Below are 12,835 nucleotides of genomic sequence, written 5' to 3'. Positions count from 1 at the left end.
TCGACGGTTTAAATCGGTTCCGCGGGCCGGTCCGGGAGCCACCGCGACGGAGGCGTCCCGAACTCTCCAGCGGGGAACCGGCCCGAAACCCCGCGAGCGAGGCCAATTTTAGCCACGCGAGGGGGCAAAACTCTACGGATCGATCCACGTAACGAAGGGCGGGGATAGCTCGCAACCTTTATCAAGCGCACGGCGGAACCCCTAGTAAGATTACTCACCGTCTTATGGCAGGAAATCGACAACCGGAGGTGAACATCGGACTCGTCGGCCACGTCGACCACGGGAAGACGACGCTGGTCCAGGCGCTCAGCGGCTCCTGGACCGACCAGCACTCGGAGGAGATGAAACGCGGCATCTCCATCCGGCTGGGGTACGCGGACGCGACGTTCCGTCGCTGTCCCGGCGTGGACGAGCCCGAGTGTTTCACCGTCGAGGAGGAGTGTCCGGACGGCTCCGAGAGCGAGCCGCTGCGGACCGTCTCGTTCGTCGACGCCCCGGGTCACGAGACCCTGATGGCGACGATGCTCTCGGGAGCGGCGCTGATGGACGGCGCGGTGCTCGTGGTCTCGGCCTCGGAGCCCGTCCCACAGCCCCAGACCGAAGAGCACCTGATGGCGCTTGACATCATCGGCATCGACAACATCGTCATCGCCCAGAACAAGGTCGACCTCGTCGACGCCGAGCAGGCCCGGGAGAACTACCGCCAGATCCAGGAGTTCGTCGAGGGGACCGTCGCCGAGGACGCCCCCGTCGTCCCGGTCTCGGCCGGCCAGGAGGTCAACATGGACCTCCTCATCGGCGCGATCGAATCGGAGATTCCGACCCCCGAGCGAAACCCCGACGCCGACCCGCGGATGCACGTCGCCCGCAGCTTCGACATCAACAAGCCGGGGACGACCTACGAGAACCTCACCGGCGGCGTCCTCGGCGGGAGCCTCGTCGAGGGCGAACTCGAAGTCGACGACGAACTCGAGATCCGCCCCGGCCGGGAGGTCGAGGAGGGCGGCCAGTCGGAGTACGTCCCCATCCAGACGACGGTCCGCTCGCTGCAGGCCGGCGGCCGCGACGCCGACGTCGTCACGCCGGGTGGCCTGCTCGGCGTCGGCACCGGGCTCGATCCCTCGCTGACGAAAGGCGACGCGCTCGCGGGCCGGATCGCCGGCCCGCCGGGCAGCCTCCCGCCGACGTGGGAGCAGTTCACGATGGACGTCGACCTCCTCGACCGGATCGTCGGCAGCGCGGAGGGAGACGCCGCGGCCGGGGACGGCGACGTCGACGAGATCAGCACGGGCGAGCCGCTGATGATGACCGTCGGCACCGCGACCACCGTCGGCGCGGTGACGAGCGCGCGCGACGGCGAGTGCGAGGTCAGGCTCAAACGGCCCGTCTGCGCCGAACCGGGCGCGAAGATCGCGATCAACCGCCGCGTCGGCGCGCGCTGGCGGCTGATCGGCCTCGGCACCCTGCAGGAATAGATGCCGGAGCGGGTTGCCCTCGACACGAGCGCGCTGATGATGCCGGTCGAACTCGACGTGCGGCTGTTCGAGGAACTCGATCGGGTCCTCGACGGCGCGTCACGCGCGCCGGACTCGGCGACCGGCGACGAACCGCGAACGGGCGCGTTCGAGCCGATCGCCCCGCAGCCGGTCGTCGAGGAGTTGCGGCGGCTCGCCGAGAAGGGCGGAACCGAGGGGACCGCGGCTAACGTCGGCCACGACCTCGCGACCGAACGCTGCCTGCTCGTCGACACGGAGGAATCGTACGCCGACGACGCGCTGGTCGAACTCGCCCGCGAGGGCGTCGTCGACTACGTCGTTACGAACGACCGCCCGCTGCGCGACCGGGTGCTCGAGGTGGGCACACCGGTAATTGCATTACGCGGGAGAAACAAGTTAGCCATTACGCGACCATAGAATGTACAAACGGGTACGACTGAAGGATACGGTGGAAGTGCCGCCGGAGGAGCTCGGCGAGGTGTCTCCGGAGCTCGTGAAGCGACTGCTACAGGACAAACTCGAAGGCCGGATGGACGAGGAGGTCGGCTCCGTCGTCTCCGTCACCGACGTCCACGACATCGGCGAGGGGACGGTCCTGCCGAACCGGCCGGGCGTCTACTACGAGGCGGAGTTCGACGCCGTCACGTTCGACCCCCAGATGCAGGAGGTCGTCGACGGCACGATCGTCGAGGTCGTCGAGTTCGGCGCCTTCGTCGGGATCGGCCCCGTCGACGGCCTGCTGCACGTCTCACAGATCTCCAAGGAGTACCTCGCGTTCGACGGCGAGAACCAGCGGCTGGCCTCGAACGAGTCCGACCGCGCCCTCGGCGTCGACGACGCGGTCCGCGCGCGAATCGTCACCAAGAGCATCGACGAGCGCAACCCGCGGGACTCGAAGATCGGCCTGACGGCCAAACAGCCCGGCCTCGGCAAGCACCGCTGGCTGCGCGAGGAGCGCGAGGAGCGCGAAGAAGCGACGGCGGGTGAGTAAGCGTGGCGTCGAACCGACTCGTCTGTCGCGAGTGCCACCTCGTCAACCAGGCCAACGCCGAGACCTGCGAGAACTGCGGGTCCTCCTCGCTCACCGAGGACTGGGCGGGCTACGTCGTCATCGCCCACCCCGAGGAGAGCGAGATCGCCCGCGAGATGCAGGTCGACCGCCCCGGCGCGTACGCGCTCAAGGTCCGGTGACGTGACCCGCGACGACCGTCCCGCGAGCGACCGCGCCCGCGATTCCGACGAGTCCGAGCCCCGCGTCGTCGTCTCCCTCCCTCCCGCCCTCAGATCCGATCTCAAGACGCCGCTCGGGCCGATCGAGACCGACGCCCGCGTCCTCCTGGAGGACGTCGCCGGCCCGCTGATCGCCGTCGGCGACGTCGTCACCTACCACTTCCTCGAAGCCGGCCGCGCGCCCGACGTCGCCCTCGTCGACGGCCGGACGAAGCGCACCGCGGTCGACGAGGAGATCGAACGCGCCGTGACCGACGAGGCGAGCCGCGAGGTCGCCAACCCGGCCGCGACGCTCACCGAGGCGTTGCTCGTCGCGCTCCGCGAGGCGCTCGCGGCCGAGGAGCCGACGACGATCCTCGTCGACGGCGAGGAGGACCTCGCGACGCTGCCGGCGGTCGTCGCCGCCCCCGACGGCGCGAGCGTCGTCTACGGCCAGCCCGACGAGGGGATGGTCCACGTCCGCGTCGACGACGAGGTCCGCGCGACCGCCCGGTCGCTGCTGGAGCGCTTCGACGGCGACCCGGGGGGGCTGTTCGCGTTGCTGTCGGGTGCCGACGGCGAGTGAGCCGCCGCGGCCCCGCGAAGTCGTAGCCGTATCCCTTATGCGCTCGCTCCCCGAACGTCGAGCCGATGGACGGCGAAATCTCCACGGACGAGGTACACCGACTCCTCGAGGACGACGGCGAGGACGTCCACGTCGTCGACATCCGCGACGAGCGGAGCTTCGAACGGGCCCACATCCCCGACAGCGAGAACGTCCCGTTCGACGAACTCCCGGCGCGCATCGCGGAGTTCGACGACGCCGACCGCGTCGTGACGGTCTGCCCGCACGGGAAGGCGAGCGTGCAGGCGGCGCGGCTGATCGGTTCCTACGAGGGTAGCGCCGACGCGACCGTCGAGAGCATGGCCGGCGGCCTCACGGAGTGGGCCGAGGCGTACGACCTCGTCTCGGACGACGAGGCGGCCGAAGAGCCGGACGTTCCCTTCTGACGACGGAGGAGGCCGTCGCTCGGCCGTAATCGACGCCGCGCGGGGGCGGCGAAAAGTCGGTTCGACGGGTCGCGGAATCGGAAGTCGTCTCTCAGATCATCGCGGGCTCAGGCGACGTTGAAGCCGCGGTCCCGAAGGAACTCTTCGATGCGTCCGCGGTGGTTGCCCTGAAGCTCGATGTGGCTGTCCTCGACGGTGCCGCCACAGGCGAACTTGGACTTGAGATCCGACGAGAGGCTGTCGAGGTCGACGTCCTTCGGATCGAATCCTTCGATGATCGTTACTTCCTTACCGTATCTGCGCTCGTCAATGCGGATGTTGAGTTGTTGTTGCCCCTTGGCCACGTCCTCGCAGACGCAGAGCTCTTCGGGCAGCCCGCACGTCGAGCAGACTTCCGACATTACGTTCCAAGCTACGAAATGGGCATATTAAACACTATCGGGACCACGCCCCCGTCGGCCGGTTCTTTTTACGAGGATCGGCGCCAGAACCGGCCGACGGCGGGGAGCCGCGACCGGACGAGCGCGTCGACGGTGGCGATCGCCTCGTCGGCCGCCTCGCGGTCGACGCCGTCGCCGTAGCGGGCGCGCTCGTAGAGGCGGCCGACGCGGACGGCCTCGTCGTCGAACGACCGGTACCGCGACAGCGTCCTCAGGTACTGCCGGACCGACTCGGACTCCCGCCGCGGCCGGTAGCGCCGTTCGAGCAGCAGTTCGAGCCGTCGGTAGGCCCGCTCGACGTCCGCCTCGGGGTCACCCCGGAACCCCTGCCAGTAGAGGCGCGCCTCGCGCCCGACGAGCGCGGTCACGCCGGCCCGGTGGACGCCCGCGGCGAGGCCGACGACCAGCGCGAACGCGACGACGGCGTCCGCCGGCGTGGGGGTCGTCTCCCCGCCGTCGTCCGCGTCGCCGGGCGCGCCGCCCCCCGCGTCCGGGTCGCCGCTCAGCGGGTCCTCGCGGGGGATCGTCGGGCCGTCCGTCCCCTCGCCGGGGGAGGTGTTGCGCGGGTCCACGTCCTCGTCGGGGCGCAGCGTGGGGCCGGTCCCGTCTATCTCGTCCGTTCCGAACTCGTCGTCGCTCGCGCCGGGGCCGTCGACCGGCACGCCCTCGCTTTCCTCGGTGTCGACGTTCTCCTCGCCGGCCTCGCGGGCGTCTTCGAGGCGGTCGGCGTGGACCTCGTTGCGGGTGTCGGCGGGCGTCGGATCGAACGCGACCCAGCCGTGGTCGGGGAAGTAGACCTCGACCCACGCGTGAGCGTCGAGCCCGCGGACGACCCACGTGCCGTCGTCGACCTGCTGGCCGCTCGTGTAGCCCGTGACGTACCGCGCCGGGACGCCCTCGGCGCGCAGCATCTGGACCATCGTCGTCGCGAAGTAGACGCAGTAGCCCTCCTCCATCTCGAAGAGGAACGCCTCGGCGACGTTGCCGTCCGGACGGTCGACCGAGAGCGAGTAGCCGTTCGACGTCCGGAGGTGGCGCTCGATCGTCGCGGCCTTGTCGTAAGGGGTGTCGGCGCCGTCGACCACCCCGGCCGTCGCGGCCTCGAACTCGCCGGAGGTCGTCTCGGGCGTCTGCAGGTACCGCGACTCGACCTCCTCGGGGTAGTCGGTGCCGGCGGCGCGGAGTTCGGCCGGGCGGGCGTCGACGACCGCGCTCTCGACGTTGTACGTGTCGCCCCGGATCAACGGCGAGGCGGGTCTGACCTGCCCGTGGGTGGTGACCTCGGTGTTCCCGGTGATCTCGCCCTCGATCGCGACCGGCTGGGGCGCGGCCGGCATCGTCTCGACGCCCTCCTCGACGGTCACCGTCTGGCGGACCGTCTCGTACTCGCCCGGCGGCTCGTCGAGGCGGCCGTCGGCGTAGGGGGCCGCCTGCCCCGTGCGCACCCACGCGTCGCCGGTGAACCGGTCGTAGACGCCGGTTCGCCAGTAGGACTCCCGCTCCGAGCGGATCGTGAAACGGACCTCCGGGGTCAACTCGACGTCGCCGGCGATCGCCGAGCGGTCGGGCGCGGCGTCGATGCTCCCTTCGAGGGTGCCGTCGCCGGCGTCGTCGTCGGAGACGAGGATCGTCGGCTGGGCCGCGCCGCCGGGGACGAGCGTGACCGACAGCGAGAGGACGACCGTCGCCGCGAACAGCAGCGCAAGCAGGTCCGCCTGGGCGATCGACCCCTCCCGGCGTTCGAGTTCGCCGAAGCCGACCGCGGCGACGCCGCCGACGGTGCCGATGACGGTCGGCCCGAGGGCCGCGTCCCCCGTGAGCACGAGAAACAGCAGGGCCGCGCCGCCGGGGACGACCGCCAGCGCGTAGCGCCGCCGGATCGCGAGGTACCACGAGAGGAACGCCGGCCCCGGGGCGAAGCCGAGCGTCCAGACCCCCGCCTCGACCATCCGGTCCAGCGGCAGGCCGGTCGCGAGCGCGATCGTGTCCGAGAGGAGCTGGTCCGTGGCCGAAAGCGCGGTGCCGATCCCGACGCCCGCCGCCTCGAAGTAGTAGGCGAAGCCGACCAGCGCCGCGGCCGTCGCGAGCGCGGTCGCCGAGCGGGGCCGGATCGTCCGCGCGAGGACCGTCGCCACCGCCACCGCGAGGGCGACGAGCGAGATCAGCGCCTGCGACCCGCCGACGACGCGGGTGACCTCGAGGAGGACGGAGACGACCGACGCGAGCAGGATCGCCACGGCCGCGAGCGCGAGCGCCCGGAACGCCCGCGGCCCGACGACCCCGTCGAGGCTCGTCGAGACGGTCCACGAGCGCGTCCGCGTGCTCACGCGACCACCTCCGGCTCCAGCGCGTCGCGCTGGCGTACTCGCGTTCGCTCGCAGGGCTCGCTCACGCGACCACCTCCGACGCGTCACTGCCGTCGGCGCCGAGCGCGGCCGCCTCGACCGGGTCGCCGCGGAGGCGGTCGAACGGGATCTCGCGGCCGCCGACGTCGACCGCGGCGCCGCCGGCGCCGGCGTGGATCACGACGTCCGCCCGGCGCCGGTCGCGCTCGTCGAGCGGCGCGAGGTCGGCGAGCGCGAGCGTGCGCAGGAGTTCGTGGCGGTGGCGGTCGCCGGTGTCGGGCGGCAGCGAGTCGCCGGCGACGAGCAGGCCGACGGCGACCTCCCGTTCGAGCAGGTACCGCGCGACGCTGGCGGCGGCCGCGAGGAGTTCCTCCTCGTCGCCTCGCGGCGCCGGTTCGACGGCGATCATGGTCGAGCCGACGGTCTCGTCGGCGACGAACTCCTTGACGACGAGTTCGTCGTCGACGCGCTTGGCCGCCGACTTCCAGTGGACGTCCCGGAGCGCGTCGCCGCGCCGGTACTCCCGGAGGTAGTCGAACTCCTCGCGGTCGCCCTCCCGGACTTCGTCGGTGAGCAACCGCAGGTCGTAGCCGGCCCCGCCGCGGAGGTCGTAGACCCGTGGGTAGACGAGCACGGGCGTCGTCCGGCCGTCCTCGAAGCGCTGCTCGACGAGTCCGAGCACGTCCGTGACGACGACCGAGAGCGGGCCGACCCGGCGTTCGCCACGCGAGTCGAGTCGCAGGTCGTACTCGTAGGTCGTCCCCTCGTCGAGCGTCGTCTCGACGCGGGTCTCCGGCGCCGACAGGCCGTCGCCGACGGCGTCCGCGACGCTGGCGGCGGTCGGCGAGTCGGTCTCGACTGTCACCTCGACGGTCCGGCGCTCGCCGGGGAACCCCGCCTCGACCGGGCGGCGTCCGACGGTGGGGCCGTCGGTCCGGGCGACGGAGACGACAGCGCCCGCCAGCGCGACGAGCAGCGGGACGACGAGGCCGTTCAGCGCCCGTGCGCCGAACGCCGCCGCCATCACGACGGCGAAGGCGACGACGGCGACGGCGCCCAGGCCGCGAGTCGTGAGCCGCATGCTACTCGACCGGGACGCGATCGAGGGCGTCCTCGACGACCGCGGTGCCGTCGCGCTCGGCCGCGCTCGACCCCGTCCGGACGCGGTGGCTCAGCGCCAGCGGCGCCTCGTACTGGACGTCGTCGGGGGTGACGTAGTCGCGTCCTTCGAGGACGGCCCGGGCCTGGGCCACCCGCAACAGCGCGATGGTGCCGCGGGGGCTCGCGCCGATCCGGGCGTGCTCGCGGGTGTAGCCGGCGAGCCGCGTCGCGTACTCGCGGACGGGTTCGCGGACGGTCACCTCGGCGACGGCCTCGCGGGCGCGGACGATCGACTCGACGTCGGTGACCGGTTCGAGCGACTCGATCGGGTGGTGGCCGACCGTCCGCGCGAGCATGTCGGCCTCGTCGGCGGGGTCGGGGTAGCCGAGGTGGAGTTTCTTCGTGAACCGGTCGAGTTCGGCAAACGGCAGTTCGTACGTCCGGTTGGGTTCGACGGCGTTCTGGGTCGCGATGACCGTGAACGGGTCCGGCAACTCGTGGGTCTCGCCGTCGACTGTCACCTGTCGCTCCTCCATCGCCTCGAGCAGCGCCGACTGGGTCTTCGGCGGCGCGCGGTTGATCTCGTCGCCCAGCACGACGTTCGCGAAGACGGGACCCGGCTGGAACTCGAACTCGCGGGTCCGCTGGTCGAAGACGTTGACGCCGGTGACGTCGGAGGGCAGGAGGTCGGGCGTAAACTGGACCCGCCGGAAGCTACAGTCGATCGAACGTGCGATCGAGCGCGCGAGCATCGTCTTGCCGACGCCGGGGACGTCGTCGAGCAGGACGTGGCCGCGCCCGAGGATCGTCGTCAGGACGTGGTCGATCGCCTCGTCGTGACCGACGATCACGCGCCCGACGTTCGTCCGGATCTCCTCGCAGAGTTCCGAGACCGCCGACACCGGCAGCGGGTCGAGCGACGACGAGCGGTCCGCCCGGTCGGCCCGTGGAGGGGGATTGGCGTCCGTCATGGGAGTGAATAAGGAGGCGAACCACCGTCATAGCGGGGGTGCGTTCGACGCATCTCTCGTCAGTACGTCGTCAGAGGTTGATTGACATATGCCTTGTGTCGAACGGGACGACACTTCGGCAGACCGACCCCGTTATTTCGACCGTTCGACTTGCGACGGGAAGCGAAAGCGTTCGGTCGCGTAGGGGCGGCGTTCGGCGGCGAACCGGCGTACAGCGGCGGCTCCGGGGTCGTTGCGATCGGAGAACGATGCCTCAGTACTGTGGGTCTACAGTCGCTCGACGTTGGTCGCGCGTGGGCCCTTCTCGGCTTCGACGATCTCGAACTCGAGTTCCTGACCCTCCTCGAGGTCGGGGCCGCCGACGTCCTCCATGTGGAAGAACACGTCCTCGTCCGCGTCGTCAGTCTCGATGAAGCCGTAGCCGCCAGTGTCGTTGAAGAATGCGACCGTACCTTTCGCCATTGCGTGTGCACAGAGTCACGTCGAGGGCATAAATGTTCTGGAGGCACCGGCCGGGCCGGCCTCACCACGTCTTACACGACGGACAGACGAGCGCGTCGCCGTCCCGCCACGCGCGCCGCGTCGCCCCGCCGCAGTTCTCGCAGGTGTACTCCCCCCACGCGTACGTCGACCGGGCCGGTTCGACGTCGGGCGCGGCGGCCGCCGGGCCGTCCGCGCCCGACTCCGGCCCGGACTCGTCGTCCCCGTCGTCCGCCCCGAAGAAGTCCGAGAGCGTCGCGTCGTCGGTCACGACCGTCCGTACGTGCGACGGGCGTATAGGCCCACCGACCGCGCGCGACCGGCACGGACAAGTACCAGCGGTCACAACCCGCACACATGAACCCCGTGGTACTGAACGTCATCGTGGACGAGTTCGTCGAGTTGAACGAACACTTCGCCGGCGTCGCGACCGGCGAGGGCCTCGCCCCGCTCCTGCTCGCGATGGGAACGGTGCTGGTGATCTTCTCGCTCGCCGTCTTCGGCGCGCTCACCGTCGGCGCGGTCGGCAGCCTCTTCACGCGGGCCTGAACTCAGCGCTCGGCCGCCAGCGCGAGCGCCTCGCTCGCCCGCGGAATCGCCGCTTCGAGATCCGGCCCCAGCGGCGACCCCACTACGATCCCGTCGACGTGGTCGAGCGCCGCCGCGAACCGGTCGGCGACCGTCTCGGTCGTCCCCGCGATGCAGAAGGCGTCGATCATCCCCGGCGTGACCCGCTCGAACGCCTCGCCGAGGTCGCCCCGTTCCAGCGCCTCGCTGACCGCGGCCGCGGCCTCGCGGTCGATCCCGTGGCGGTCGAGGACGGGATCGGCCGCCCCGGCCGCGATGAACGCGACCGGCGGCCGCGCGGCGTCGCGCGCCGCGGCCTCCTCGTCGGCCACGCTCACGCTCGCGAACGCCAGCGCCTCGAAGGGACCCCGCTCGTCCGAACGCTCCGCCACCCCCTTCTCGACCTGCCCCGCCGCCCACTCGAAGTCCCGCGGGTGCGAGGCGTTTATCAGGACGCCGTCGGCGTGTTTCGCGCTCATCCGCAGCATGTGCGGCCCCTGCGCGCCGACGTAGACCGGCACCTCGCGGGCGTCGAAGTTGAGCGAGGCGTCCCGCGCCGTGAACGTCCCCTCGTGGGTGACCGTCTCGCCCGCCCAGAGGTCGCGCGCGAGGTCGAACGTCTCCAGTACGCGCCGCAGCGGCCGGTCGCGCTCGATCCCGAGGTTCGCGAGCGCGGATCGGTCCCCGGCACCGATCCCGAACACCGCGCGGCCGCCGCTGACCTCGTCGAGCGTCGCCGTGCGCGCGGCGAGCGTGACGGGGTGGGACTCGTAGGGGTTGACCACGCCCGGCCCCAGCCGAATCTCGTCGGTCGCGTCGGCCATCCGCGAGCACGTCACGAACGGGTCGCGGTTGAAGTAGTGACTGCTCGCGAAGGCGAGGTCGAAGCCCTCGTCCTCCGCGAGCGCCGCCAGCGCCGCCAGCCGCTCCGGCGGGTGCTCCGGTGTCAGTTCGACGCCGATGGTCGGCGCGTCCCCGCCCGTCATGGCTGGTACTCCCACCCCCGCAGCGCCTGCCGGACGAAGTCGCCCTCGACCTCCCTGAACAGCGCGTCGCTTCCCGCCAGATCGCCGAACTCCCAGCCGCGGACGACGACCGCGGGGGTGCCGCCGGCGCCCTCGCCGGTCACGAGGTTCGCCGCGGCGGCGAGTTCGTCGACCACCGCCTGAACGGTGACGCCGAGTTCGCGGCCGTCGCGGTCGCGCTCGCCGCGCCAGTCGCGGCTCGCGGGCATCCCCGCCCAGCCGACGGCGACGCCGCGCTGGCCGTGGCGGAACGGCCGCCCGCAGGTGTCCGTGACGATCACGGCGACGTCCGCGCCCGTCCGCTCGCGAAGCCCCGCGCGGATCCGCTCGGCGCTCGCGGTCGGGTCCCGCGGCAACAACAGCAGGTCGCGGTCGGGCACGTTCGAGCGGTCGATCCCCGCGTTCACGGAGACGTGGCCGAAGCGGGTCTCGGTCAGGAGAAACGGCGCCTCCATCAGGAGGTCGGTGCTCTCCTCGAGGACGGCCTGGGCGAACCGCGGGTCCTTCTCCTCGCCCGTGATCTCGGCGAGTCGGGTCGCGATCTCTCGGGCGCGGGGGCCGGCCGGGAAGTCGGACAGGTCGGCCGTCCGCCCCTCGGCCTTCGAGACGACCGTGCTCGCGACCGTCAGGACGTTGCCGTCCTCGATCGCGGCGCGGTCGGCGACGAGGTCGGCGAGGTCGTCGCCGGGGCGGACCTCCGGCAGGTCCGACACTGCGTGGAGTTCCATACCGGCAGGTGGGCGAGCGCCGTGAAAAGCGCACCGTCCCCGGAGACGACTGCAGGGGGTCCGAAACGGATTCCCGTCCGACGGCCGTCGCCTCGCGTATGGAAGCCAACGCGAGCCACGGGGGAGACGACGCGGACCACGTCGTCACCGCGTTCCTGCGAAACGGCGGCGAGGTACTCCTGCTCCGGCGGGGCGACGCGGTCGGCACGTACGTCGGCGCGTGGGGCGGCGTCTCCGGCTTCGCCGAGGGGCGGCCCGACGAGCAGGTGCGCGTCGAGATCGCAGAGGAGACCGGCCTCGCGGACGAGGTCTCGCTCGTCCGGTCGAGTCGGCCGCTGTCGGTGTCGGACCCGGACCGCGGCCGCGAGTGGGTCGTCCACCCGTACCTCTTCGACTGTGCCTCCCGCGAGGTCGAACTGAGCGAGGAACACGACGCCTGCGAGTGGACGTCGCCGACGGCGATCCTCGACGCGGACCGCGAGACGGTGCCCGCCCTCTGGGAGACCTACGAGCGCGTCGCGCCGAGCGTCCGCTCGATCGCCGCGGACGACGCCCACGGCGCGGCGTGGCTCTCGCTGCGCGCGCTCGAAACCCTGCGGGACCGTTCGGGAGTGATCGTCGCCGAGAGCGAGGCGGCGTCGTCGCCCCGGACCGGCGAACGGGGAACCCGTAAGCCGGACGCCGACCCCGCCGAGGAGTGGGACGAACTGGCCGCACTCGCCCGCCGACTGCTCGAAGTCCGGCCGTCGATGGCCGTCCTCCGCAACCGGGTGAACCGCGCGATGGCCGGGGCCGTCGAGCGCGCCGCCGAGGACGGCGACCCCGACGCGACGGCCGTCCTCGAATCGACGCTGGACGGGATCGACCGCGCGCTCGCGGCGGACGAGGGGACGGCGGCGCGGGCGGCCGACCGCGTCGAGGGGCGCGTCGCCACGCTCTCGCGGTCGGGGACCGTCCTCGAAGCGCTGCGTCGGGGCGACCCCGACCGCGTCTTCGTCGCCGAGTCCCGGCCCGGCCGCGAGGGGGTGGACGTCGCGGAGGAACTCGCCGAGGCGTGTCCGGTGACGCTGCACGCCGACGCCGCGGCGGCGACGGTGCTGGCCCGCGAGGACGTGGATCGGGTGGTCGTCGGCGCCGACTCGATCCGCCCCGACGGCGCCGTCGTGAACAAGACCGGCACGCGCGGGGCGGCGATCGCCGCGGCCCGCGAGGGGGTGCCCGTGACGGTCGTCGCCGCGAGCGACAAGGTCTCGACGCGCGAGGAGGTCAATCTGGAGTCCGGCGACCGCGCGGCCGTCTACGACGGCGCGGCGTCCGTCGACGTGGCGAACCCGACGTTCGACGTGACGCCCGCCGACTGCGTGACCGAGGTCGTCACCGAGCGGGGGACGTACGCGCCGGCGGAGGTCCGCGAGGTGGCCGCGGAACTGCGCGACCGCGAACGGTGGCAGGACCGGTGAAA

Annotated in this window: 16 protein-coding genes; 8 read left to right on the top strand and 8 right to left on the bottom strand. The window is 71.9% G+C overall.

The window, feature by feature from the left end:
- Positions 1–224: 224 nt before the first annotated feature.
- The 6 genes from NKG98_RS14400 to NKG98_RS14375 all read left to right on the top strand — a co-directional run bounded on the left by NKG98_RS14400 (position 225) and on the right by NKG98_RS14375 (position 3,716).
- Positions 225–1,475, top strand: a complete 1,251-nt coding sequence (locus tag NKG98_RS14400; RefSeq protein ID WP_254766610.1) for a translation initiation factor IF-2 subunit gamma — start codon at positions 225–227, stop codon at positions 1,473–1,475.
- Positions 1,476–1,913: a type II toxin-antitoxin system VapC family toxin gene (locus tag NKG98_RS14395; protein ID WP_254766609.1), complete on the top strand. Its 438-nt coding sequence runs from the start codon at positions 1,476–1,478 to the stop codon at positions 1,911–1,913.
- Position 1,914: 1 nt separating this feature from the next.
- On the top strand, positions 1,915–2,487 hold the full coding sequence (locus NKG98_RS14390) for a DNA-directed RNA polymerase (protein WP_254766608.1): 573 nt from the start codon (positions 1,915–1,917) through the stop codon (positions 2,485–2,487).
- Between the two features lie 2 nt (positions 2,488–2,489).
- On the top strand, positions 2,490–2,687 hold the full coding sequence (gene spt4 / locus NKG98_RS14385; protein WP_254766606.1) for a transcription elongation factor subunit Spt4: 198 nt from the start codon (positions 2,490–2,492) through the stop codon (positions 2,685–2,687).
- A 1-nt stretch (position 2,688) separates the two neighbouring features.
- The gene (locus tag NKG98_RS14380) at positions 2,689–3,291 is read left to right on the top strand and encodes a GTP-dependent dephospho-CoA kinase family protein (RefSeq protein ID WP_254766604.1); all 603 of its coding nucleotides are present in this window, start codon (positions 2,689–2,691) and stop codon (positions 3,289–3,291) included.
- Positions 3,292–3,356: 65 nt separating this feature from the next.
- Positions 3,357–3,716: a rhodanese-like domain-containing protein gene (locus NKG98_RS14375; RefSeq protein WP_254766602.1), complete on the top strand. Its 360-nt coding sequence runs from the start codon at positions 3,357–3,359 to the stop codon at positions 3,714–3,716.
- A gap of 107 nt (positions 3,717–3,823) precedes the next feature.
- On the opposite strand, the gene yciH is transcribed toward NKG98_RS14375, so the two are convergent.
- From yciH to NKG98_RS14345, 6 genes are all read right to left on the bottom strand, one after another.
- Entirely contained in the window at positions 3,824–4,117 is a 294-nt protein-coding gene (gene yciH / locus NKG98_RS14370; RefSeq protein WP_254766601.1) for a stress response translation initiation inhibitor YciH, read from the bottom strand.
- 68 nt (positions 4,118–4,185) lie between these two features.
- Positions 4,186–6,483 (bottom strand): transglutaminaseTgpA domain-containing protein, encoded by a 2,298-nt coding sequence (locus NKG98_RS14365; protein ID WP_254766599.1) that lies wholly within the window; start codon positions 6,481–6,483, stop codon positions 4,186–4,188.
- Positions 6,484–6,544: 61 nt separating this feature from the next.
- Positions 6,545–7,582 (bottom strand): DUF58 domain-containing protein, encoded by a 1,038-nt coding sequence (locus NKG98_RS14360; RefSeq protein ID WP_254766598.1) that lies wholly within the window; start codon positions 7,580–7,582, stop codon positions 6,545–6,547.
- A 1-nt stretch (position 7,583) separates the two neighbouring features.
- Complete coding sequence (locus tag NKG98_RS14355) at positions 7,584–8,573, bottom strand: AAA family ATPase (RefSeq protein WP_254766597.1); 990 nt, start codon at positions 8,571–8,573, stop codon at positions 7,584–7,586.
- A 267-nt stretch (positions 8,574–8,840) separates the two neighbouring features.
- The gene (locus NKG98_RS14350) at positions 8,841–9,035 is read right to left on the bottom strand and encodes a cold-shock protein (RefSeq protein ID WP_246972863.1); all 195 of its coding nucleotides are present in this window, start codon (positions 9,033–9,035) and stop codon (positions 8,841–8,843) included.
- A 61-nt stretch (positions 9,036–9,096) separates the two neighbouring features.
- Positions 9,097–9,324, bottom strand: coding sequence for a DUF7573 domain-containing protein (locus tag NKG98_RS14345; RefSeq protein WP_254766596.1), 228 nt, complete (start codon positions 9,322–9,324; stop codon positions 9,097–9,099).
- A gap of 86 nt (positions 9,325–9,410) precedes the next feature.
- On the opposite strand from NKG98_RS14345, the gene NKG98_RS14340 reads away from it, so the two are divergent.
- Positions 9,411–9,602, top strand: a complete 192-nt coding sequence (locus NKG98_RS14340; protein ID WP_254766595.1) for a DUF8024 family protein — start codon at positions 9,411–9,413, stop codon at positions 9,600–9,602.
- 2 nt (positions 9,603–9,604) lie between these two features.
- Here the strand turns inward: NKG98_RS14340 and NKG98_RS14335 are convergent, their stop codons facing one another.
- Complete coding sequence (locus NKG98_RS14335) at positions 9,605–10,606, bottom strand: 5,10-methylenetetrahydromethanopterin reductase (protein WP_254766594.1); 1,002 nt, start codon at positions 10,604–10,606, stop codon at positions 9,605–9,607.
- Entirely contained in the window at positions 10,603–11,373 is a 771-nt protein-coding gene (locus tag NKG98_RS14330; RefSeq protein ID WP_254766593.1) for a coenzyme F420-0:L-glutamate ligase, read from the bottom strand. Before NKG98_RS14330 ends, NKG98_RS14335 begins: the two co-directional genes overlap by 4 nt.
- 98 nt (positions 11,374–11,471) lie before the next feature.
- Here NKG98_RS14330 and NKG98_RS14325 point away from each other — a divergent pair, with 98 nt between their 5' ends.
- Complete coding sequence (locus tag NKG98_RS14325) at positions 11,472–12,833, top strand: eIF2B alpha/beta/delta subunit family protein (protein ID WP_254766592.1); 1,362 nt, start codon at positions 11,472–11,474, stop codon at positions 12,831–12,833.
- Positions 12,834–12,835: the final 2 nt, after the last annotated feature.

Origin of the sequence: Salinilacihabitans rarus (genome assembly GCF_024296665.1) — an archaeon.
Classification (GTDB): Archaea; Halobacteriota; Halobacteria; order Halobacteriales; family Natrialbaceae; genus Salinilacihabitans; species Salinilacihabitans rarus.
Note: the sequence above shows the minus strand (reverse complement) of the source record. Positions and strands in the feature narration are given on the sequence as shown.

Coding starts and splice junctions, on each gene's coding strand:
- NKG98_RS14400 (WP_254766610.1), top strand. CDS start 225: ATGGCAGGAAATCGACAACCGGAGGTGAACATCGGACTCGTCGGCCAC.
- NKG98_RS14395 (WP_254766609.1), top strand. CDS start 1,476: ATGCCGGAGCGGGTTGCCCTCGACACGAGCGCGCTGATGATGCCGGTC.
- NKG98_RS14390 (WP_254766608.1), top strand. CDS start 1,915: ATGTACAAACGGGTACGACTGAAGGATACGGTGGAAGTGCCGCCGGAG.
- NKG98_RS14375 (WP_254766602.1), top strand. CDS start 3,357: ATGGACGGCGAAATCTCCACGGACGAGGTACACCGACTCCTCGAGGAC.
- yciH (WP_254766601.1), bottom strand. CDS start 4,117: ATGTCGGAAGTCTGCTCGACGTGCGGGCTGCCCGAAGAGCTCTGCGTC.
- NKG98_RS14360 (WP_254766598.1), bottom strand. CDS start 7,582: ATGCGGCTCACGACTCGCGGCCTGGGCGCCGTCGCCGTCGTCGCCTTC.
- NKG98_RS14355 (WP_254766597.1), bottom strand. CDS start 8,573: ATGACGGACGCCAATCCCCCTCCACGGGCCGACCGGGCGGACCGCTCG.
- NKG98_RS14350 (WP_246972863.1), bottom strand. CDS start 9,035: ATGGCGAAAGGTACGGTCGCATTCTTCAACGACACTGGCGGCTACGGC.
- NKG98_RS14340 (WP_254766595.1), top strand. CDS start 9,411: ATGAACCCCGTGGTACTGAACGTCATCGTGGACGAGTTCGTCGAGTTG.
- NKG98_RS14335 (WP_254766594.1), bottom strand. CDS start 10,606: ATGACGGGCGGGGACGCGCCGACCATCGGCGTCGAACTGACACCGGAG.
- NKG98_RS14330 (WP_254766593.1), bottom strand. CDS start 11,373: ATGGAACTCCACGCAGTGTCGGACCTGCCGGAGGTCCGCCCCGGCGAC.
- NKG98_RS14325 (WP_254766592.1), top strand. CDS start 11,472: ATGGAAGCCAACGCGAGCCACGGGGGAGACGACGCGGACCACGTCGTC.